The sequence below is a fragment of the Acrocarpospora phusangensis genome, assembly GCF_016862995.1.
Taxonomy (GTDB): Bacteria; Actinomycetota; Actinomycetes; order Streptosporangiales; family Streptosporangiaceae; genus Acrocarpospora; species Acrocarpospora phusangensis.
Map to the genome: position 1 here is coordinate 69,841 of NZ_BOOA01000030.1, position 21,360 is coordinate 91,200.

Genomic DNA, 21,360 nt, shown 5'->3' on the forward strand with positions numbered 1-21,360 from the left:
GAATTGAATCAGGAGCCGGAGAGCCGCCTCGAGGTGAGCATCTCCGCCGAGGTCGAAGCGGGGCAGTACGCCAATTTCGCTTCGGTCTGGCACACCCAGGATGGGTTCGTTCTGGATTTCGCGGTGATCACCAGGCCGCCGGGGCTGGCCGACGACCCCTCGTCGGGTGAGCAGTACCTGAGCGTGCCCACCCGGATCGTCAGCCGGATCAGGATCCCCCCGGCCCAGGTGTTCGAGCTGATGAAGGCGCTGGAACAGCAGCTCAGCGCGTACGAGAGCGAGACCGGTCAGAAGGTGTGACGGTCTCGCCCTGACGCGCGAACTCCACGTCGGGCCACTCCTTGGCCATCGCGTCCAGCTGGTCGTCGGTGCGGCCGGGGGCGTGGTGGGTGAGCAGCAGGCGGCGTACGCCGCAGCGGGCGGCGAAGTCCAGCGCGTCGGTGATCGTGGCGTGCCCGTACGCGTCGGCGAGGGCCTGCTCCTCGGGGCGGAACTGGCCGTCGTGGATGAGCAGGTCGGCGCCGGCCGCCAGTTCCTCGGCGGCGGCCGAGCCGAGCTGGGGCGCGTGGTCGGGGAGGTAGACGACCGAGGTGCCGTCCCGCTCGATCCGGGTGCCGACGGTGACGCCACCCTTGTGGGTGACCTCCGCCTGCCGCACGGTCATCCCGGCGAGCTCGCGCACGGGAGCCGGCCGGGTGAACGTCCAGTCGCCGAGCAGGCCGCCGGGCTCGATCGGGAAGTGCGGCGGGGACATCTGCCCGGTCAGGGTGGCCAGCGGATCCGCTCCCGGGACGACCGGGACGACCAGTTCGGCCCGGCTGTCCGGGTGGTCGACGGCCCGGCTGAACGGCAGGCCCTGCACGTGGTCCCAGTGCAGGTGGCTGAGGAGGATCGCGCCCCGGAACGGCCCGGCCAGCTGCCTGATGCCGGTGCCGGCGTCCAGGACCAGCGCCGGGGCGCCGTCCCCGTTGTCCCCGGCGGGCAGCACCGCGACGCAGCTGGTGTGCCCGCCGTAGCGGACGTACTCGGGCCCGGGGGCGGGGGTGGAGCCGCGCACGCCGAGCAGGAGGAGCCTCACGCGTTCTCCTCGCGGCGGTGCCCGGCGGCGAGGTGTTCGAGCGCGGCCCGGTCGATGGCGTCGGCGGTGGCCTCGGCCACCCGGATCGGGGTGACCGCGGTCAGGGTGGCCGTGCGGTGGCCGGTCTCCAGCACCGCCCGCTCGCCCAGCACCACGCCGGGGCCCAGCTCGCCGAGCGTACGGCCGTCCACGTCCACCGTGAGGACGCCGTCCAGCAGCAGGAACAGGGAGTCGCCGCGCTCGCCCTGGCGGACCAGGGTCTGGCCGGTGGCCAGCTCGCGCACCAGCGGTTTGCGGCCGCCGCGCATGATCAGCCGGGACAGCTCCCGCTCCAGGGCGCTCTCGGCGGCGGTGACCACGACCGGGGAGTCCTCCGCGCCCCACGGGGTGCCCGTCTGCGCGGCCCACGCCTTGAAGTCGGTGACGCCGGCCTTGAGGGCGAGCGCGCCGTCGGGGCCGTACACCCAGTGGCGGGGGAAGGGGCTGGCGCCGGTCAGGCCGATCTCGCCCCGGCCGTCGGCGTTCAGGGTGACGGTGAGCGTGGTCCACACCAGGGGGGACTGCCAGCGGGCGAAGGGCAGGGCGGCCGCCTTGCGCGGGAACGGCAGCGCGGTACGGCCGCCGGCCGACTGGGTGACCCGGATCCAGCCGTCCCCGATCTCCGCCTCCGGGCGCAGGTCGGGCAGGCCGATCGCGGCGAAGGTCGCGCCCAGCGGGCCGACCCGGACCGTGGTGGAGCCCATCAGGCCGCCGCCGTCGGTGCCGTGCCGTACGACCTGGCCGTCCTCGAAGTCGGCCCAGACGTGCAGCCGGTTGGCGAAGCGGAACCGGTCGGCCAGGCGCAGCCGCTCCAGGTCGTCGATCCTGGCCGGGGGCGGGTCGTCGTAGTGGGAGATCCCGGCCTCGAACATGGTCCGGGTGTAACCCTTCACCGCCTCGGACGGAATCCAGGACAGGGACGTCGCCTCTGACTGCACACGCATCGTGGCCTCCTACGCCTCCTCGGGGGTCTGCAAATGACGCTAGGAAGCACACCGATAGTGCGGCAGGGCGGTATCCACCGCTCAATGGAGGGTTAGCCCTCTAGGCCGGGTTCGCCTCGAAGGGGGACATTGCAGGGGTGGATCGCATCACGGTGCTGCTGGCCGACGACAACCTGATCGTCCGCGAGGGCGTGCGCGCGCTGCTGAGCCGGGACCTCGCCCTTGAGGTGGTGGGCGTCGCGGCCGACTACGACGAGCTGGTGGGCCGGGCGGAGGAGCTGCGGCCGCAGGTGCTGGTCACCGACATCCGGATGCCGCCGACGTACCAGGACGAGGGGATCGACGCGGCCAGGGAGGTCCGCGGGCGGCTGCCCGGCACCGGCGTGGTGGTGCTCAGCCAGTACGACGATCCCGACTACGCGGTCAAGCTGCTGGCCGAGGGCGCGGACGGCTACGCGTACCTGCTCAAGGACCGGGTCGCGGACGCGCGGCTGCTGGGCCGGGCGATCCGCGAGGTGGCGGCGGGCGGCTCCATGATCGACCCGCAGATCGTGCAGGACCTGCTCTCCCCCGCGCGCTCCTCCGAGCTGACGCCGGGCGAGGAGAAGCTGCTGCGGCAGGTCGCCGAGGGCCGCTCGGTGAAGGCCATCGCGGCCGCCGCCGAGGCCAGCCCCGAGTCCGTCAACGCGCTGGTGGAGCAGCTGTTCCTGAAGCTGGCCAGGGGCGCCTCCGCCGGGCGCAGGGGGGCGCTGAAGCGGCTGCGCATGCTGCACACGGCGATCCTGCGCCGGGACGAGCAGGGCGAGCGGCTGTCCCGGCTGCTGCCGCACGGCGTGGCCGACAAGCTGCTGGCCGACCGGCTGGACCGGACCGAGCGGCTGACGGTGACGGTGCTCATGTCGGACGTGCGCGGCTACTCCTCGATCGCCGAGCACACCGACCCGGCCGTGCTGGCCGGTCAGCTCAACGCGCACCGGAGGGCCATGAACGCGGCCATCCTGAGCGAGGGCGGCACGGTCATGCAGTACGTCGGCGACGCCGTGATGGCCGTGTTCGGCGCGCCCGACCCGCGCCCCGGCCACGCCGGCTCGGCGGTGCTGGCCGCCCGCGCCATGCACCGGCGGCAGAGCGCGCTCAACGAGGAGTGGGCGGGCGACGGGCACACCCCGTTCCGGCTGGGCATCGGGCTGTGCACCGGCGAGGTGGCGGCGGCCCTGCTCGGCAGTGAGGAACGCGTGGAGTACACCCTGGTCGGCGACACCGTGAACCTCGCCCAGCGCATGCAGGACCTGGCCCGCCCGGCGGGGACCGTGGCCGCCGAGAACACCGTGCTCGCCGCCGAGAACACCTGGCCGTGGTCCCCGCTCGGCCCCCGGGCCGTCAAAGGCCGTTCCACCCCTGTCGTGGCATTCCACCTCCCGGAGGATTTCTGATGTCTACCGAACTGTCCGTCGACGCGTCCCCGCCCGGCGACGCGGCGGAGGCCCCGGCCGTACGCATCCGCGGGGCCAGGCGGACCTTCGAGGCCGAACTGGCCCCGGTCCGGGCGCTGCGCGGCGTCGACTTCGACGTCACCCGCGGCGAGTTCGTCGCGGTCATGGGCCCGTCGGGCTGCGGCAAGTCCACCCTGCTGAACGTGATCGCCGGGCTGGACGGCGTGGACGACGGCACCATCGAGGTCGCGGGCGAGCGGGTGGACGGCAGGGACGAGGACTGGCTGGCCCGCTTCCGGCGGCACCACATCGGCTTCGTCTTCCAGTTCTTCAACCTGCTCGACGGGGTGTCCGCGCTGGACAACCTGGTGCTGCCGGGCGTGCTCGGCGGCATGAAGCGGCGCGCCGCCGAGGCGCGGGCCAGGGACCTGCTGGACCTGCTGGGCCTGGGCGACCGGGTCCAGCAGGTGCCGGCCGTGCTGTCCGGCGGGCAGCGGCAGCGGCTGGCCATCGCGCGGGCGCTGGTCAACCAGCCGAGCCTGCTGCTGGCCGACGAGCCCACCGGCGCCCTGGACTCGGAGGGCGGCCTGGAGGTGCTCGAACTGTTCCGGCGACTGCACGAGGACGGGCAGACGATCATCATGGTCACCCACTCCCCCGAGGTCGCGGCCGGAGCGTCCCGCTCGATCCGGATGCGGGACGGCCGGGTGGAGGAATGACCCTGCGGTGGGTGTGGCTGCGCCTGGAGTTACCCCGCCGCTGGCGGTCGCTGGCGGTGCTCGCGCTGCTGATCGCCTTCGCCACCGGGACCGTGCTCGCGGCGGTGGCGGGGGCCCGCCGCGGCGCGTCCGCGTACGACCGGCTGCAGGTCGGCACGCTCCCCGCGGATGTCGTGGTGCTGCCCAACCAGCCGGGCTTCGACTGGGACCGCATCCGGGCGATGCCCGAGGTCGCGGCCGTGTCGACCTTCGCGGTGTCAGGTTTCGGCATCAAGACGGACAACCCACTCGTCTACGGCGACTTCCCGCCCGCGAGTGACGAGGTGCTCCGGACGATCGAGCGGCCGGTGCTGCTGGCGGGCCGTGTGTTCGATCCGGCCCGGGTCGACGAGGTCGTGGTCTCGGCCGCGTACCCCGAGGTGACCGGTCAGGGCGTCGGCAGCAGGGTGACCTTCCGGCTGCCCACGCCCGAGCAGAGCGCGACGGGATACGACCCGACGATGGGGCCGCTCGGGCCGTCGATCGAGGCGACGATCGTCGGAGTGATCCGCTCCCCGTGGTACTCCGAACCGGTCGGCAACCCGATCGTCATGATCTCCCCCGCCGTTTTCGCGAAATATCGTGACAACTTTCTGGGCACGCCTAATGTCGGCTACGTCAACGCGCTGGTGCGGCTGAACGGCGGCGCGGCCACGATCCCCGCCTTCAAGACGAACCTGGCCAAGGTCACCGGCATCCCCAACATCGACGTCTGGCGGCGTTCCGACGCCATCGCCGACTACAACCAGGTCCTGCGGTTCGAGGCCGCGGCGCTGCTCGCCTTCGCCCTCGCCGCGCTGGCCGCCGCGATCGTGCTGGTCGGCCAGACCGTCGCCAGGTACGCCACCGCGACCGTGGCCGAACTCGACACCCTGCGCGCCCTCGGGCTGCCCCGGCGGCAGGCGGCGGTGCTCGCGGCGCTGGGCCCGCTGGTGGCCGCCATCGCCGGCGCGGTGGGCGGCGTCGCCTTCGCCATCGCCGTCTCGGCCTGGATGCCGATCGGCAGCGCCTCGCAGTTCGAACCCGGGCCGGGCCTCGACGTGGACGCGCTGGTCCTGCTCCCCGGCGGGCTGGCCGCCGTCGCCCTGGTCACCGCGGCCGCCGCGGCGAACGCCTGGTTCGCCCTGCGCCGCGACCCCGCCCGGCCGGCGCACCGGTCGATGGTGGCGGCCGCCGCCGCGCGGCTCGGGCTCCCGGTGCCGGTGCTCGTCGGCGCGCGGTTCGCGCTGGAACGCGGGCGCGGCGCGACGGCCGTGCCGGTGCGGCCCGCCCTGCTCGGCGCGGTGACCGGCGTGCTCGGCGTGCTGGCCGCCTTCACCTTCTCCAGCGGCCTCGCCGACGCCGCCGCCAACCCGTCCAGGCACGGCGAGACGTACGAGTCTCTGGCCTTCCTGGGCATGAACGGCGAGAGCAACCCCGCCTCCGACGCGGCCGTCGCGGCCATGGCCGCCGACCCTGACGTCACCGGCGTCACCGAGGCCAAGGTCGGGGTCGCCCAGGCGGGCACGGACATCTCCGTCACCCTGTACGGCTACCGCACCCCCGCCACCGGGATCGAGCAGATCCTGGTGGACGGCCGCGTGCCCCGCGCCCCCGACGAGACCCTGCTCGCCGTGACCACCGCCCGCCGCCTGGACGCCCACGTCGGCTCCAAGGTCGCGCTGGACGGCCCGCTGGCACGCCTGGAGTACCGGGTGACCGGCATCGGGTTCGTCCCGGCCGGCTCGCACAACGAGTACGACGACGGCGGCGTGCTCACCTGGGACGGCTACGCCCGCCTGTTCGACTCCTACAAGTACCATCTCGCCCTGATCGCCTTCGACCCCGGCGCGGCCGAGGACACCGTCGTGGCCCGGCTCAGGACCGCCGCGGACGCGGTCGCCGGCGCGGGCACGGTCCCCTTCGACGCCCCGATGCCACCGGTCAAGCTCAACCAGCTGCAGGACATCTGGCCGCTGCCACTGGCGCTGGCGGCGTTCCTGGCCCTGCTGGCGGTCGGCGCGGTCGGGCACGCGCTGGGCATCGCCGTACGGCGGAGGCGGCAGGAGGTGGCGGTGCTGCGCGCGCTCGGCATGACCCGCCCGCAGGCCCGGGTGATCGTGGTCTCCCAGGCCACCCTGCTGGCGCTGACCGGCCTGCTGTTCGGGGTGCCGCTGGGCTTCGCGCTCGGCCGGATGGTCTGGCGGGTGGTGGCCGACGACATGCCGCTCTTCTACCAGCCGCCGCTGGCCCTGCTGGCCCTGCTGCTGGTCGGGCCGGTCGCGCTGGTGCTCGCCAACCTGCTGGCCACCTGGCCGGGCCGCCTGTACACGCGGTTGCGGCCCGCCCAGGTCCTGCGGACGGAGTGAACCCGATGACCGCGCTCTGGCTGCGCCTGGAGATCCGCCGCCGCCTGCCGGCCCTGGTGGCGCTGACCCTGCTGGTCGCGCTCTCCACCGGGGTCGTGCTGGCGGCCGTGGCGGGCGCCCTGCGCGGCATGTCCGCGCTGGACCGGCTGAGGGCGGTGACGCTGCCGGCCACGATCGGGCTGCTGCCGAACGAGCCCGGCTTCGACTGGGACCGGGTCCGGCGCCTGCCGGGCGTGGCGGCGGCCGGCACCTTCGCCAGTTCCCCCTTCGTGACGGAGGGCCGGTCCGCCTCGGCGGTGGCGTTCCTGCCGCCGGCGGACGGGGAGATGGGCCGGACGGTGGAACGGCCGGTGGTGCTGGCCGGGCGGGCGGCCGACCCGCGTCGCGCCGACGAGGTGACCGTGACCCCGCGCTATCTGGAGGCGCACGGGAAGGCCATCGGCGACACGATCACGGTCACCCTGCTCACCCCTGAGCAGATGGACGCACCGGAAGTGCCGGGGCGGGTCCCCGCGGGTCCGCGGATCGAGCTCCGCATCGTCGGCGTGGCCCGCTCGTTCCTCAACTCCGACCCGCCGGAGACCGGCCCCGGCTCGGTGCTGCCGACCCATGCCCTGTTCGAGCGCCATCGGGCGAACTTCACGGGAGCGGCCTCCCCCGGCAACCTGAACGGCGTCGTCCGGCTCACCGGTGGGGAGGAAGCTCTCCCCGCCTTCGTCGCGGCCCTGGACCGCCCGGACGTGGAGATCTGGAACGTCGCCGAGGCCGTACGCAAGGACCAGGCGATGATCGCCTTCGAGGGCGTGGCCGCCCTGGCCTTCGCGCTGACGGCCCTGGTGGCCGCGGCGCTGCTGACCGGCCAGGCGGTGGCCCGGCTGGCCGCGGCGGGCGAGCCGGAGCTGCGGGTGCTGCGGGCGCTGGGCCTGACCCGGCGGGAGCTGCTCGCCGTGGGGGCGGCGGGGCCGGCGCTGGCGGGGGCGGCCGGGGCCGCTCTCGGGGTGGCGCTGGCCGTGCTGCTGTCGGCCTGGACGCCGATCGGGTCCGCCGCGCGGATGGAGCCGGCTCCCGGCATCGCGGCGGACTGGCTCGTGCTGGGCCCGGGGTGGGCGGCGGCGACGCTGGCCGTACCGGTCCGCGCGGGGCTGGCGGTCTGGGCGGCCGTACGGGCCGGGTCGGTACGGCCGGTCGCCCGGCGGTCCGCGCTGGCCGAGCTGGCGGGGCGGCTGCCGGTGCCGGTCGCGGTGGGGACGAGGTTCGCGCTGGAGCCGGGCCGAGGGCGGCGGCCGGTGCCGGTGCGCCCGGCGCTGCTGGGCGCGGTCGCCGGCGTGCTCGGCGTGCTGGCGGCGTTCACGTTCGCGGACGCCGTAGACGACGCGTCCGCGGAGCCGGCCGCCTTCGGCCAGACCCACGGGCTGAGCGCGCACTTCGGCTACAACGACGACGGCGCGCCCGCCGCCCCGCTGATCGCGACGATGCTCCGCGATCCGGACGTGGCCGGCGTGAACGACACCAGGATCGGGGTGGCCACCAGGGCCGGGGCCTCGTTCTCGGTGCTCACGTACGCGCCGGCCGGGGCGTGGCCGCCCGCCGTACTGACGGCGGGAGCGGCGGCGAACCGGGCGGGCGACATCGTGCTGGCCCCGTCCACCGCCGGCGACCTCGGCGCGGCGGTGGGCGACGAGGTCGCGCTCGCCGGCTCGGGCCGGACCGCCTCGTTCCTGGTCACGGGCATCGGCCTGCTGCCGGAGTCCCCGCACAGCGGCTACTCCCACGGAGCGTGGGTCACGCCGGACGGGTACGACCGCCTGTTCGCGCCGGGCGAGTTCAAGTTCCGTCTCGGTCTCGCGGCGCTGCGGCCCGGCGCGGATCCGGAGGCGGCCGCGGCGCGGCTGCGGGCGGCGGGCTTGCAGATCGAGCTCACCGCCGAGGTGCAGCAGGCGGCCCAGCTGCGCGGCATCCGGCCGCTGCCGCTGCTGCTGGCCGCCTTCCTGATCGTGCTGGCCGTGGCGGCGGTGGCGCACGCGCTGACCTCGGCCGTGCTGCGGCGGCGGCGCGAGCTGGCCGTGCTGCGGGCGCTCGGCATGACCCGCGCCCAGGCGCGCGGCGTCGTGCTCACCCAGGGCGTCGTGCTGGCGGGCGCCGGGCTGGTCTTCGGCGTGCCGCTGGGGATCGCGCTCGGCCGCACCCTGTGGCGGGTGATGGCCGACCTCGTCCCGGTGCTCTACCGGCCGCCCCTGGCCGAGGCGGCGCTGGCGCTGGTCGCGCCCGCCGCCCTGCTGGTCGCCTGCGCGGCCGCGCTCTGGCCCGCCCGCCGGGCCGCGCGCCTCCCCGTCGGCATGATCTTGAGAGCGGAGTAAGTCATGTACGGCATGTGGCTCAGGCTGGAGCTGCGACGGCGGTGGCGGTCCCTGATCGTGCTGACCCTGCTGATCGCGTTCGCGACCGGCACGGTGCTGGCCGCGGTCGCCGGGGCACGGCGCGGGGCGACGGCGATCGACCGGCTGACGGCGGTGACGCTCCCGTTCGACGCGGTCGTGGTGCCGAGCATCCCGGGCTTCGACTGGGAGAAGGTCCGGGCGCTGCCGTCGGTGGCGGCGCTGATGACCATCCCGTTCGTGCCCGCCTACGAGATCGTGGATCCTCCCGGGGTCGTCCCGGACCTGCCGCCCACCGGGGACCCGAGCACCTGGCGGACGATCGAGAAACCCGTCGTGCTGGAGGGCCGCCTCCCCGCTCCCGGCCGGGTCGACGAGGCCGTGATCCTCCCCAAGTTCACCGAGACGTACGGCAGGGCGGTCGGGGACACCGTCACCATCCGGCTGACCACGCCGGAGGCGGTCGACGCGGTGCTGAGCGAGGGACCGGCCGGCGACCTGCCCTATGCCGGGCCCACGCTGACCATGCGGATCGTGGGGGTGATCCGTTCCCCGTGGTTCTCCGACACGATCATGTCCAGGGGCGAGGTCATCTTCCCCCCAGCGCTTTTCGCGAAATATCGGGACAACATGGTGGGGACGAAGGGGCTGGCCGTCTTCCAGGCCCTGGTCCGGCTGAAAGACGGCCCCCAGGCGCTGCCCGCGTTCAAGCGCGAACTGGCGCAGGCCACCGGCCGCAGCAGCATCGACGTCTGGCCCGGCGAGGACATGAAGCGGAGCGAGCAGCGGTTCCTCATGTTCCAGTCGCTGACGCTGCTCGCCTTCGGCCTGGCCGTGCTGGCGGCGGCGATCGTCCTGATCGGCCAGTCGGTCTCCCGGTACACCGCCGCCGCGGTGGCCGAGCTGCACCAGCTGCGCGCGGTGGGCATGACCCCCCGGCAGGTCGCCGGCGCCGCCTCGCTCGGCCCGGCGCTGGCCGCGACCGCCGGGGCGGTGCTGTCGGTGGCAGGCGCGTACACGGCCTCGGCCTGGATGCCGATCGGCGCGGCGGCCCTGCTGGAGCCCAGCCCGGGACTGGACTTCGACCCGCAGGTCCTCATCCCCGGCGCGCTGGCCGTGCCCGTGGCGGTGGGGCTCGCCTCGGCGCTGGCCGCGGCGGCACTCGGACGCCTCGGCCCGCGCCCGGCCCGCCGGTCGGCCGCGGCGACCCTGGCCGCCCGGGCGAACCTGCCGGTGCCCGCCGTGGTCGGCACCCGCTTCGCGCTGGAGCCCGGCCGGGGCAAGGGTTCCGTGCCGGTCCGGCCCGCCCTGCTCGGGACGGTCGTCGGCGTGCTCGGCGTGCTGGCCGCCTTCACCTTCTCCAGTGGCGTCACCGACGCGGGCGAGCGCCCGGAACGGTTCGGCCAGACCTTCGACGCCGGGGTCTATCTGGCCCAGAACGGCAAGGTCCCCGCCGACGACGCGGTGCGGCAGGCCCTCGCCCGGCATCCGGACGTGACCGGGGTCACCGGCGACATGACCGCGATCGCCCAGTCCGGCGCGACCGCCGTGGCCGTGCACTCCTTCGACCAGGGCGCGAAGGCGCTGCCCGTGGTGGTCAGCGAGGGGCGGCTGCCCCGCGACGACCGGGAGCTCATGCTCGCCGTCAAGACCGCCGAGGCGCTCGGCGCGCGGGTCGGCGACGAGATCCCGCTGACCGGCGACCCCGGCAAGGGCACGTTCCGGGTGAGCGGCATCGGCTTCGTCCCGAAGGGCGCCCACAACGAGTACTTCGACGGCGGCATGGTCACCCCGGCCGGCTTCGAGACGCTCTTCGACAGCTTCAAGTTCTACTCCGTGCTGTACGCCGTGCGTCCCGGCGTGGACCCGGCGTCGCTGATGGACACGGTCAACGCGGTGCCCGGCGTCACGTTCGCCATGTTCGAGGAGCCGGTGCCGCTGGTGCAGCTGGCCCAGGTCAGGGACCTGCGCTTCCTGCCCGTCCTGCTGGCCGGGTTCCTGGCGCTGCTGGCGGTCGGCGCGGTCGGGCACGTGCTGGCGACGGCCGTACGCCGCCGGAGCCATGAGGTGGCGGTGATGCGCGCGCTCGGCCTGACCCGCCGCCAGGCCCGCTGGGTCGTGGTCACCCAGGCGTCGGTGCTGGCCCTCATCGGGCTGCTGTTCGGCGTGCCGCTGGGGGTGGCGCTGGGGCGCACGCTGTGGCGGCTGGTGGCCGACCAGTGGCCGTTCGCGTACCACCCGCCGGTGGCGTTCTGGGCGCTGCTGGCGGTGGGCCCGCTGGCGCTGCTGATCTCCAACGCGCTGGCCGTCTGGCCGGGGCGGCTGGCCGCGCGGCTGCGGGTCGGCCAGGTACTGAGGGCCGAGTGATGACGGGCAGCTGGCTCCGCCTCGAACTGCGCCGCCGCGGCCGGTCGCTGGCCGTGCTCGCGCTGCTGGTCGCGCTGGCGGGCGGGACCGTGCTGGCGGCGGTGGCGGGCGCCCGCCGGGGCGCGGACGCGGTGGACCGGCTGTGGGCGCGCACCCTGCCCGCCGACGTGAACGTGCTGCCCAACCAGCCGGGCTTCGACTGGGACAGGATCCGGGCGCTGCCCGAGGTCGAGGCGGTCGGCGCGTACATGGTGACCTCGTTCTCCGTCGAGGGCGGCGAGAGCTGGTTCGTCCCGGCCGACCCCGAGTACGGGCACACGGTCGAGCGCCCGGTCGCCCTGGCCGGCCGCATGTACGACCCCGCCCGCGCCGACGAGGCCGTGATCACCCCGGCCATGGCCGGGCACACCGGCAAGGGCGTGGGCGACACGATCAAGGCCCGGCTGTACACCCCCGGACAACTGCGGGCGTACTTCGACGCGCCCGACACCGGACCGCCCGCCGGGCCCGAGCTGACCCTGCGCATCGTGGGAATCGTCCGCTCCACCTGGTTCCGCGACGACATCGACAAGAACGGCTTCCTGCACCCCTCGCCGGCCCTCCTGGCCGCCCATCGGGACAACCTGGTGGTGGAGGACCGGTCGTACGCCAACGCCCTGGTCCGGCTGAAGGGCGGCGCCGCGGCATTGCCCGCGTTCCGCGAGAGCCTGGCGGCGATCGCCGGCACGCACAGCATCGACGTCTGGGACATGGCCGGCCAGTACGCCCGCCACGACCGCGAGGTGGCCGCCTTCGGAGCCGCCGCCCTGCTCTCGTTCGGCCTGGCGGCGCTGGCGGCGGCCGTGGTCCTGATCGGCCAGACGATCGTGCGCTACGCCGCCGCCACCGTCTCCGACCTGCTGGTGCTCCGGCCGGTGGGCCTCTCCCCCGCGCAGACCGTACGGGCGGCCACCGCCGGGCCCGCCCTGGCGGCGCTGGCCGGAGCGGTCGGCGCCTGCGCGGCGGCCTACCTGGCCTCGGCGTGGCTGCCGTTCGGCAGCGCCGCGCGCCGCGAGCCCGACCCCGGCAGGTACGCGGACCCGCTGGTCCTGGGCGCCGGCGGCGCGACCGTCCTGCTGCTCGTCGTGGCGGGCGCGTCCGCCGCCGCGTTCTCCGCCACCCGGCGGCCGGCCAGGCCCGGCGGCTCCAGGATCGCGGCCTGGCTGGCCAGGGCGGGCGCGCCGGTCCCGGTCGCCGTGGGATTCAGGTTCGCCCTCGAACCGGGCCGCGGTCGCTCCGCCGTGCCCGTACGGCCGGCCCTGCTGGGCGCGGTCATCGGCGTGCACGGCGTGCTGGCCGCCTTCACCTTCGCGGCGGGCGTCGCCGACGCGGCCGGGAACCCCGCCAGGTTCGGCGTGACCCACCAGCTCGTCATCCCGGTCGGCGCCGAGGACCCGGGCCCCGGCCTGGTGGAGGCGGCCGAGGCCGCGCTTCGCGCCGATCCGGCGGTGGCCGGGACCACCGACGCCCGGTACGCCGTCGCCGAGTCCGGGCGCACCGCGGTCACGCTCTTCTCCCACCAGCGGGACGCGCTGCCGATCGTGCTGCGCGAAGGCAGGGCCGTACGGGCGGACGACGAGGTCGTGCTGGCGCCCAAGAGCGCCCGCGATCTCGGGATCGGGCCGGGCGACTCGGTGACGCTGACCGGGCAGCCGGGGCGCGGCGTGTTCCGGGTGAGCGGGATCGGCTTCGTGCCGGAGACGTCGCACAATGACTACGCGACCGGCGGATGGGTGACCGACGCCGCGTACGCGCGGATGTTCGGCGCCTCGAAGGGGCGGGGGATTCTGGTGGGTCTGCGGGCGGGCGTGGAGGCGGACGCCGTACAGGCGGAACTGGCCGCGGCCGCGTCGGCGGCGGCCGGGCTGGCGGTCCCGCTGATGGCGCAGGACCCGCCGTTCCAGCTCGCGGAGCTCAGGGAGAACGGGGTGCTCCCGTTCTACCTGGCCGCCTTCCTGGCGCTGCTGGGGGTGAGCGCCGTCGGGCACGCGCTGGCCACCGCCGTGCGCCGCCGCCGCCACGACGTGGCGGTGATGCGCTCGCTCGGGCTGACCCGCCGCCAGGCCCGCGGGATCGTGGTCACCCAGGCGTCGGTGCTGGCCGCCGCAGGGCTGCTGGCCGGGGTGCCGCTGGGCGTGGCCTTCGGCCGGGTGCTCTGGCGTATCGTCGCCGACACGACCCCGCTGTTCTACCAGCCGCCGGTCGCGGTCTGGGCGCTGATCCTGGTCGGACCCGCCGCGCTGCTCATCGCCAACCTGCTGGCCGCCTGGCCCGGGCATCTCGCCGCCCGGCTGCGCGTCGGCCACGTCCTGCGAGCGGAGTGATCCAGATGACCCGAGCTCTCGCGCTCTGGCTGGGCGGAGCGGCGGTGCTGACCGCCCTCGGCGTCGGCCTCTGGGACGGCACCAACCTGGCCGGCGCCGTCGTCGCGGCCGGCTGGTCGGTCACCGCGGCCGGCTGCCAGCTGGTCGGCCGCCCGGCCGTGGCCCGGTGGGCGGTCCTGGTGGCCGCCCTGCAGGCCGCCGCCGCGATCTGGACCGACGTGGTGCCGGTGGCCGTGGCGGGCTGGCTCGCCTTCGCGCTGGCCCTGCCCGACGGCGAGCTGCGCAGCGTGCCGCGCCGCGCCATCGCCGCCCTGGCCGCCGTGCTCGGCGTCGGCCTCTCCGTGCTGACCGGGCCGCCCAGCCTGCACGGCCTGGCCGCCGTGCTGGCCGCCGCCACCGGCGCGGCCGGCATCATCCTGCGCTGCGGCGCGGCGTCCCCCCGGCAGCGGGCGGCCCTGCAGTGGACCGGCGCGGGCCTGCTCCTGGCCGGCTCGGCGGGCGCCACCCTGATCGGCCTCTACCTGCTGCTCGGCGTGCCGGCCGACCCGCTCACCTGGCTGGTGGTGGCGCTGGTGGTGGTCCCGGTCGGGGCCCTGCTCGGCCATGTGCCGTCCACCGCGCACGTGGGCGACAAGGCGCTGCTGGAGGCCGTGGTCGCGGCCGGGTTCACCGTCATGATCGCCAGCGTCTACCTGGTCGTGGTGCTCGGCCTGGGCCGCCTCCCGGAGGCCGGCGAGCGCGACCTGCTGGTCTCCAGCATGGCCGCCGCCCTGGTGGTGGCCGTCCTGGCCTTCCCGCTCCGGGTACGGCTGCTCGCCACCGCCCGCGCCATCACCGGCCGCGGCGGGGTGCCGCCGGAGGAGGTGCTGGCCACGTTCGGCGCCCGGATGAGCCGCGCCGTCCCCTTCGACGAGCTGCTGCTCCAGCTGGCCGAGTCGCTGAAGGCGGCGATGGCCCCCGCCGGGGCGGAGATCTGGGTGGGCTCCGACGGCGTGCTCCACCGCACGCTGAGCGTGCCCGAACTGCCCACCGCCCGGCTGGAGCTCAACGAGCGGGAGCGCATCGTGGTGGGCAGGACCCGGGTCGGCGGCGCGTCCTGGCTGGCCGTCTGGATGCCCGGGCTGCTGGTGGAGGGCGCCGGGCCGATCCGGGTGGCCCCCGCCGCCCACCTGGGCGAACTGCTCGGCCTGATCGTGGTGCGCCGTCCCGTGGACGCGCCGCCGTTCTCCGAGGCCGACGACCAGGTGCTGGTCCAGCTCGGCCGCCAGGTCGGCCTGGCCCTGCACAACATGCGCCTGGACTCGGCGCTACAGGCCTCGCTGGACGAGCTGCGCCGCCGCAACGAGGAGCTGCAGGCCTCCCGCCTGCGCATCGTGACCGCGGCCGACGCCGCCCGCCGCGCCATCGAGCGCGACCTGCACGACGGCGCCCAGCAGCACCTGGTCGCGCTGTCGGTCAAGCTCAGCCTGGCCGGGGAGATCATCGCCGAGGAGCCGGCCACCACCGGCAACCTGTTCGACGAGCTCCGCGCCGACGTGCAGGGCACCATCGCGGCCCTGCGCGAGCTGGCCCACGGCGTCTACCCGCCGCTGCTGCGCAACCACGGCCTGGACCACGCGCTGCGCTCGGCCGCCCGCCGCTCCCCGTTACCCTGCTCGGTCAGCGTGGACCTGCCCCGCCGCTACTCCGAGGAGATCGAGGCCGCCGTCTACTTCTGCTGCCTGGAGGCCATCCAGAACGCCGGCAAGCACGCGGGCGCGGACGCCGCCATCACGGTCGAGCTGGAGGCCACGGGCGGCACGCTGCGCTTCGAGGTGGCCGACGACGGCACCGGTTTCGCCACCGGCGACGCGGGCCACGGGTTCGTGAACATGCGCGACCGCCTGGGCGCCATCGGCGGCTCCCTCACCGTGGAGTCCGACCTCGGCGCGGGCACCCGCATCCGCGGCGAGATCCCCGTCCCACCCGGCTGACCTGGTTGAATGGATTAGATCATGACTGAGTACGACGCGATCGTCGTCGGTTCCGGGCCGAACGGGCTGGTCGCGGCGCTGACCATGGCCGAGGCGGGCCGCCGGGTGCTGCTGCTGGAGGGGGCGCCGCGGTTCGGCGGCGGCCTGCGCAGCGAGGAGCTGACGCTGCCGGGCTTCCTGCACGACGTGTGCGCGACCGTGCTGCCGCTGTCGGTGGCCTCCCGCGCGCTCCGCGACCGGCTGCCGGAGCTGGGCGTGGAGTTCGCGCACCCGGAGGTCTCCGCCGCGCACCCGCTGGACGACGGGCCCGCCGTGCTCGTCCACCGCGACCCGGCCAGGACCGCCGCCGCGCTCGGCCGCGACGGCCGCGCCTGGCAGGCCGCCGTCGGCGCCACCGCCCGCGCCGGCTTCCCCCTGGTCGACACCCTGCTCTCCCCGCTTGGCCTCCCGCGGGCGCCGCTCGCCGCCGCCAGGTACGGCGCGCTCGGCGCCCTGCCCGCCACCGTCCTGGCCAGAGCCCTGTTCCGTACGGCTCCCGCCCGCGCCGCCTTCGCCGGGATGGCCGCGCACTCGATGCTGGACCTGCGTTCCCCGATCACCGGCGGCTACGGGCTGCTGCTGGCGGCGCTGGCCCACTCGGTGGGCTGGCCGGTGGTGCGCGGCGGCTCCCAGGTGATGGCCGACCTGATGGTGGAGCGCCTCCGCAAGCTGGGCGGGGAGACGCTCGCCGAGCACCGTGTCACGTCGCTGCGGGACCTCCCCCCGGCCGCGTCCGTCCTGCTCGACCTGTCCCCCCGCCAGTTCCTCGCCATCGCGGACCTGCCGTCCGGGTACGCCCGCCGCCTGGCCCGCTTCCGCCACGGCCCCGGCGTCTTCAAGATCGACTGGGCTCTGGACGGTCCCGTGCCGTGGCGCGACCCGCGGGTCTCCCGGGCCGCCACGGTCCACCTCGGCGGCACCCTGGAGGAGATCGCCGCCGGTGAGGCCGCGACCATGCGGGGACGCCCGGCCACCCGGCCGTACGTGCTGGTGGTGCAGCCCTGCGTCGCCGACCCGAGCCGGGCCCCGGAGGGCAGGCAGACCCTCTGGGCGTACTGCCACGTGCCCAACGGCTCCACGTACGACATGGCTCCGCACATCGAGGCCCAGATCGAGCGTTTCGCCCCCGGTTTCCGTGATCGCGTGCTCGCGCGGCACGTCATGTCCCCGGCCGCCATGCAGGCCCACAACCCGAACTACATCGGTGGCGACATCGGCGGCGGCGCGGCCGACCTCACCCAGTTCTTCGGCCGTCCCGTCCACGCCCTCAAGCCCTGGCGTACGCCCCTGAAGGGCGTCTACCTCTGTTCCGCCAGCACACCGCCGGGAGCGGGCGTCCACGGCATGGGCGGCCACCACGCCGCCACGCTCGCCCTCAGGGATCAGCGCTGATCAGGAAGGCCGTCTCCGCGCGGATGCGGCGGATGGTGTGCAGGGCCAGATGGGGGTCGGTGGCGACCAGGACGCGGGCTTCGGCGATGCGGTCGATCACGTCCGGGTCGTCGCGTATCCGGGTCAGCAGGGCGGGGTCCTCGATGAATATCCTGGTCAGCGCCGCGAGCACGAGCAGGTGGGCGTGGGCCTGCACCACCACGGGCTCGCCCTGCGCGGCCTTGGGCGCGGCCTCCGCCAGGCCGTCGAGCGCGGCGGCGGTGAGCGGCGCGGCCTCCGCGCACGTGGCCAGCCATTCGGTGATCTCCGGAGCGTGCGCGTCGCCGAGCCCCGCGGCCACCCGCAACTGCGCCTCCGCGACCGCCCGGAGGTCCTGGCCGATCAGCCGGGCGGCCAGCGACGGCAGGTCGCGGTCGTCGTAGCGGGCCGCCGTCGTCGTCAGGTCCAGCACGCGCCGGAGGAAGTCGCGGGGCAGCCCGCCGGTGAGCGCGTGGCAGAGCCACACGTACGGCAGCGGCAGCGGCACCCCGCGCCGGGCGAGCAGCGTCCGCGACTCCGAGCCGCGCAGCCGGGGGATCCGGACGATCCGGTCGAAGGCGCTGTCGAACGTGTTCCGGATGGCCAGGCTCCGGCGCTCGTAGCCCGCCAGGGCGTCCTCGGAGAGCGCGACGAGGAAGAAGCACCCGTGCACGCCGAAGACGACCTTCAGGTCGTTGAGGAACCGCTCGGTGTCCTCGGCTTTCCCGATCTTGTCCAGCTCGTCGATCCCGATGATCACCTTTCCCTGCAGGCTCTGCCGGTCCAGGGCGATCTGCCCGAGCAGCTCCCGCAGGTCGGCCACCAGCTGCGGATAGCTGCGCAGGTGCTCGGTCCGCTGCACGGCCGCCTGCCGGGCCAGCTTCGAACCGCCGGGCAGCGCCATCTCGCCGGTCGTGGTCTCGGTCACCGCCTGGAGGTAGCGCAGCGAGCGGAGATGCCGGTGAGCGGCCACCTCGGAGGCGCTCGACCCCAGGACCTGGGGCTCGCGCCGGCTCGACCACCACACGGCCGCCAGGCCCCCGGCCAGCAGCGCCCCTCCGGCGATCGAGACGAGCAGCCCCGGATCCGCCACGAGGCCGGCCAGGAACGGCTGGAGCCGGTCCCACTGGAGCGAGCCGAACAGCAGCACCGCGCCGACCAGAACGGTGGCGATCGGCAACAGCCCGGCCAGCCCGGCGCGCGGCCCGCGCTCCCCGGTCCGCGTACCCGCCTCGCCGGTGACCTGCTCGCAGACCCGCAGGAACAGGTGGCCGACGAACTCCCTCGGGTCGTACGCGGTGGGGGCGTGCACGAGCACCCGCAGATTCGCGGTGGCCTGCAGCAGGTCATGCGAGCACAACTGCCGCAGCGCCGTGCTCTTCCCGGCCCCCCGCGACCCGCTGAGCCCGATACTCGCACTCCCGAGCCCCGCGATGAGCCGCTCCAGGTACCTGGTCTGCTCCGTCGCCACGAACTCATCGGTCCGGCTCAGCCCGCTGAGCCTCCCCGGATCGAGCTCCGGCAGAACCACGGCCATCGCGTCACGCTCATCCTCCAACTCCACCCGCAGCAGCGGCATCAGCCCTTCCCTCACCAGCGCCCGCACCCAGTCCCGGTACGCCTGCTCGGCCGCCACCCGGAAGCCCGCCAGACCGGGCGGCAACTGGAGCCAGAAGTCCGGGACCGGCGACGCCAGGATCGTGCGGATCTTCGCGGCCGGCGCACTGGAGAGCCAGAGCAGGGTCGCGACGACGCACACACCGCAGGCGACCCAGAAGGCAACGGGCGGCGAGGCCGGGTCGAACAGGTCCTTCCCGAACGGGACCGTGCACGCCAGGCAGACGGCGGCCACCAACGGCGGCGGACTGAACAGCGCGACCACGAACGCCCTGACGTACTGACCCGCTTCAGGGTCCCGCCCGTCGCTCCGCTGTTTCCGGTACGCGAACAACAGACGTAAGGCGGCCATCGCGAACCAACTCACCAGACCGGCGATTAGCACCATCCGGAAGGCCAGTTCCGGCAACCACAGCATTCCGGCGACCCACCCGGCCACCCCTCCCGCCGCCCACGCGATCAGCCGGTACAACTGCGCCGGCCTGCTCCAGAACGGCAGCCTGGCGGCGTCCACGAGACGTTTTCTGGCGTTCTGGTAGCGCTGGTACTGCGTGTCACCCGCCTGCTCGACCGTTTCCGCGTTGGCCGCGAGCAGCCGCTGGATCAGCCTGCCCAGCGCGTCCCGGGACCGCGCCGGATCGGAATCGTCGATCTTCAGCAGCACCTCGGGCTGGACGATCGCCTCCTCGCGCACCTTCTCCCGGGTGAACAGATCGATCTTGCTGGTTTCCGGGAAGACAGGATCGCCGGAGGGCAAGGCGAAGCCCTCGGCTGGCTCGTGTTCGTGGAGTTCCGCGGCCGGGTCGGTGGAGGTTGCCCAGCTCGGCTCGGGCGGATAGCGGCCGGCCAGCCAATCCTGCAGCTCCGGGTAGCGGAAACGATAGACAGGTCCGACCTGGCGCAGCACACCCAGCCGCTCGGCGTAACGGAGGAACGACATCAGGCGTAAGGGCGCCCACCCCCGTGCCGCGAACACGACGACGGCCACGAGGTAGGCGAAAACGGGGGTGCGCAATCCCGCCAGGGACGCCATCGCCAGGCCACTGACGAGACCCGCCCGGACCGCCGCGGGCATTCCATCGAGGATGCCCTGGGCGAACCCGAGCGACACTCCCACCGTGAGGCCGACGGCCGCCATGAAGGTGAGATTCCGTGCCAGGTCCGCGCGGATCGTCGAGCCTGGACTCTGCAGGGAGCCCGCGCGGATCGCGCCGGGGAGAGGATTCGGCGGTCTCTCGCGTCCGGTGACCGCCAACCCCGCACCCGACGCCGCACCGGCTACGGCAGCGAGCAGGGAGAGCCACCCGGGCGGCCCCGTCCAGTCGCGGAAGGCAAGCGCGGCGACGAGGATCAGGGCGGCTCCGGCGACCGCGCCGATGATGCCGTACAGGCGGGGTGGCAGGGCCCGGGGAAGGCTCCACCAGCTCAGGCTCCGCGTCGCTCGCCGGTTCATGTGGATGGCGAGAAAGGTCAGCCAGCGATCGATCTGCTCCGGTCTGTAGGGGCGTTCACGGGCAGCCTGATACCGGGCCCCGACCAGGCGGCCGAGCAGGTGATCGCGTATCGCGTGGGGGACCGGGAAACGAGCGTGATCAGTGAGTTCGGAGGGGTCTCCGTCTTCTCCCTCGTACACGGCGCGCAGCAGGCTGAGCGTGAGCGGAGTGCTCAGCGCCATCGCCAGAACGCCGCCGGGCTCGGCGACGAGAGCGTCCAGCAACGGTCTCCAGCGGGACCCGGGACCGCCGTGATCGACGAGGTAGGAGGCGACGTCCTCGATGGAAAGCGGCTGAAAACCGACACTGGCCCCGCCGAACAGAAGACCGGATCGGCGGGAGAGCAGGGAGCGCTCCAGTTCTCTGGCACGATCCGTCATGATCAACGCTTCGCCGGAGGTGAAGGTCGCCTCCAGAGCGCTGATCATGAGTTGCCGTCTACGCCGGGGAACAAGATCGAAATCATCCAGGATCGGAAGAATCCGGCGCGCGGCCACAAGCGCACGGGCATCTTCAGGACGGATCCCGTAGTCGGCGACGATGCGGCCCGCCAGCCAGTCGTGCAGATGCTCCGTCTCCGGATTCCAGTCGGCGACGCCCACCAGCATCGGAACGGGGTCCGCCCGGGTGCGTGCTCCGAGAAGGGAGAGCAGCATTTGTGTGGCGAACGTGGTCCTGCCCGAGCCGGGCCGGCCGAAGATCAGCAGACGGCGAACTGGCAGAGCCGAGAAGATCTGGGCAAGCGCGTCGACGGACTGGCCCTGTCCGACGTCCTTCCCCGCCCAGCGAAGGGGTATGGAGGCGTCCGGCGGCACCGCCGCTCGCGAAGTCACGAGGACGGCACGGGCGAGCTGCTCTTCCACCTCAGGAAGCGTCGGGACACGGCTGGCGAGCGACTGCGCGTTCCGCACGAGGAGCAGGACCAGCACCGCGAGGCCGAGGCCGGTATACGTCCAGTGCCAGCTCAACCGCCCGTCTTCGAGGACCTGACTGATCGCCACACCGCCCGTGACCGTTGCCGCCGCCACGGCGAGTACGAGCCCGAACGCATACATCCGTCCCATTCGAAGCCTCCGGACGATTCGGGCAATCTCGCGAGTGGATCCTCCCTAGTACCTTCGGC

At 74.4% G+C, this 21,360-nt stretch carries 12 protein-coding genes; 9 read left to right on the top strand and 3 right to left on the bottom strand.

Annotated elements, in window-relative coordinates:
- Nucleotides 1–3: 3 nt before the first annotated feature.
- Complete coding sequence (locus tag Aph01nite_RS19330) at nt 4–300, top strand: DUF3467 domain-containing protein (protein ID WP_204042311.1); 297 nt, start codon at nt 4–6, stop codon at nt 298–300.
- Here the strand turns inward: Aph01nite_RS19330 and Aph01nite_RS19335 are convergent.
- Nucleotides 263–1,078 carry an MBL fold metallo-hydrolase gene (locus Aph01nite_RS19335; protein WP_204042312.1) on the bottom strand — a complete coding sequence of 272 codons (816 nt, stop codon included), beginning with the start codon at nt 1,076–1,078 and terminating at the stop codon, nt 263–265. The genes Aph01nite_RS19330 and Aph01nite_RS19335 overlap by 38 nt on opposite strands.
- Entirely contained in the window at nt 1,075–2,061 is a 987-nt protein-coding gene (locus Aph01nite_RS19340; RefSeq protein WP_204042313.1) for a cyclic nucleotide-binding domain-containing protein, read from the bottom strand. Before Aph01nite_RS19340 ends, Aph01nite_RS19335 begins: the two co-directional genes overlap by 4 nt.
- A gap of 137 nt (nt 2,062–2,198) precedes the next feature.
- Between Aph01nite_RS19340 and Aph01nite_RS19345 the strand changes: the two genes are divergently transcribed.
- The 8 genes from Aph01nite_RS19345 to Aph01nite_RS19380 are packed head-to-tail and all read left to right on the top strand — an operon-like array spanning nt 2,199 to nt 17,109.
- Nucleotides 2,199–3,494 carry an adenylate/guanylate cyclase domain-containing protein gene (locus Aph01nite_RS19345; RefSeq protein WP_204042314.1) on the top strand — a complete coding sequence of 432 codons (1,296 nt, stop codon included), beginning with the start codon at nt 2,199–2,201 and terminating at the stop codon, nt 3,492–3,494.
- The gene (locus tag Aph01nite_RS19350) at nt 3,494–4,213 is read left to right on the top strand and encodes an ABC transporter ATP-binding protein (protein WP_204042315.1); all 720 of its coding nucleotides are present in this window, start codon (nt 3,494–3,496) and stop codon (nt 4,211–4,213) included. The genes Aph01nite_RS19345 and Aph01nite_RS19350 overlap by 1 nt, the downstream gene beginning before the upstream one ends.
- On the top strand, nt 4,210–6,600 hold the full coding sequence (locus tag Aph01nite_RS19355) for an FtsX-like permease family protein (RefSeq protein WP_204042316.1): 2,391 nt from the start codon (nt 4,210–4,212) through the stop codon (nt 6,598–6,600). The genes Aph01nite_RS19350 and Aph01nite_RS19355 overlap by 4 nt, the downstream gene beginning before the upstream one ends.
- 5 nt (nt 6,601–6,605) lie before the next feature.
- Nucleotides 6,606–8,957 (top strand): FtsX-like permease family protein, encoded by a 2,352-nt coding sequence (locus Aph01nite_RS19360; protein WP_204042317.1) that lies wholly within the window; start codon nt 6,606–6,608, stop codon nt 8,955–8,957.
- 3 nt (nt 8,958–8,960) lie between these two features.
- Entirely contained in the window at nt 8,961–11,342 is a 2,382-nt protein-coding gene (locus Aph01nite_RS19365) for an ABC transporter permease (RefSeq protein WP_204042318.1), read from the top strand.
- Nucleotides 11,342–13,705 carry an ABC transporter permease gene (locus Aph01nite_RS19370; RefSeq protein WP_204042319.1) on the top strand — a complete coding sequence of 788 codons (2,364 nt, stop codon included), beginning with the start codon at nt 11,342–11,344 and terminating at the stop codon, nt 13,703–13,705. The genes Aph01nite_RS19365 and Aph01nite_RS19370 overlap by 1 nt, the downstream gene beginning before the upstream one ends.
- 5 nt (nt 13,706–13,710) lie before the next feature.
- Nucleotides 13,711–15,678 carry a sensor histidine kinase gene (locus Aph01nite_RS19375; protein WP_204042320.1) on the top strand — a complete coding sequence of 656 codons (1,968 nt, stop codon included), beginning with the start codon at nt 13,711–13,713 and terminating at the stop codon, nt 15,676–15,678.
- A gap of 21 nt (nt 15,679–15,699) precedes the next feature.
- A complete protein-coding gene (locus Aph01nite_RS19380) occupies nt 15,700–17,109 on the top strand; it encodes a phytoene desaturase family protein (protein WP_204042321.1) in 1,410 nt (469 codons plus the stop codon).
- On the opposite strand, the gene Aph01nite_RS19385 is transcribed toward Aph01nite_RS19380, so the two are convergent.
- Entirely contained in the window at nt 17,093–21,301 is a 4,209-nt protein-coding gene (locus Aph01nite_RS19385; RefSeq protein ID WP_204042322.1) for a hypothetical protein, read from the bottom strand. The genes Aph01nite_RS19380 and Aph01nite_RS19385 overlap by 17 nt on opposite strands.
- Nucleotides 21,302–21,360: the final 59 nt, after the last annotated feature.

Coding starts and splice junctions, on each gene's coding strand:
- Aph01nite_RS19380 (WP_204042321.1), top strand. CDS start 15,700: ATGACTGAGTACGACGCGATCGTCGTCGGTTCCGGGCCGAACGGGCTG.
- Aph01nite_RS19350 (WP_204042315.1), top strand. CDS start 3,494: ATGTCTACCGAACTGTCCGTCGACGCGTCCCCGCCCGGCGACGCGGCG.
- Aph01nite_RS19340 (WP_204042313.1), bottom strand. CDS start 2,061: ATGCGTGTGCAGTCAGAGGCGACGTCCCTGTCCTGGATTCCGTCCGAG.
- Aph01nite_RS19375 (WP_204042320.1), top strand. CDS start 13,711: ATGACCCGAGCTCTCGCGCTCTGGCTGGGCGGAGCGGCGGTGCTGACC.
- Aph01nite_RS19360 (WP_204042317.1), top strand. CDS start 6,606: ATGACCGCGCTCTGGCTGCGCCTGGAGATCCGCCGCCGCCTGCCGGCC.
- Aph01nite_RS19365 (WP_204042318.1), top strand. CDS start 8,961: ATGTACGGCATGTGGCTCAGGCTGGAGCTGCGACGGCGGTGGCGGTCC.
- Aph01nite_RS19385 (WP_204042322.1), bottom strand. CDS start 21,301: ATGGGACGGATGTATGCGTTCGGGCTCGTACTCGCCGTGGCGGCGGCA.
- Aph01nite_RS19370 (WP_204042319.1), top strand. CDS start 11,342: ATGACGGGCAGCTGGCTCCGCCTCGAACTGCGCCGCCGCGGCCGGTCG.
- Aph01nite_RS19355 (WP_204042316.1), top strand. CDS start 4,210: ATGACCCTGCGGTGGGTGTGGCTGCGCCTGGAGTTACCCCGCCGCTGG.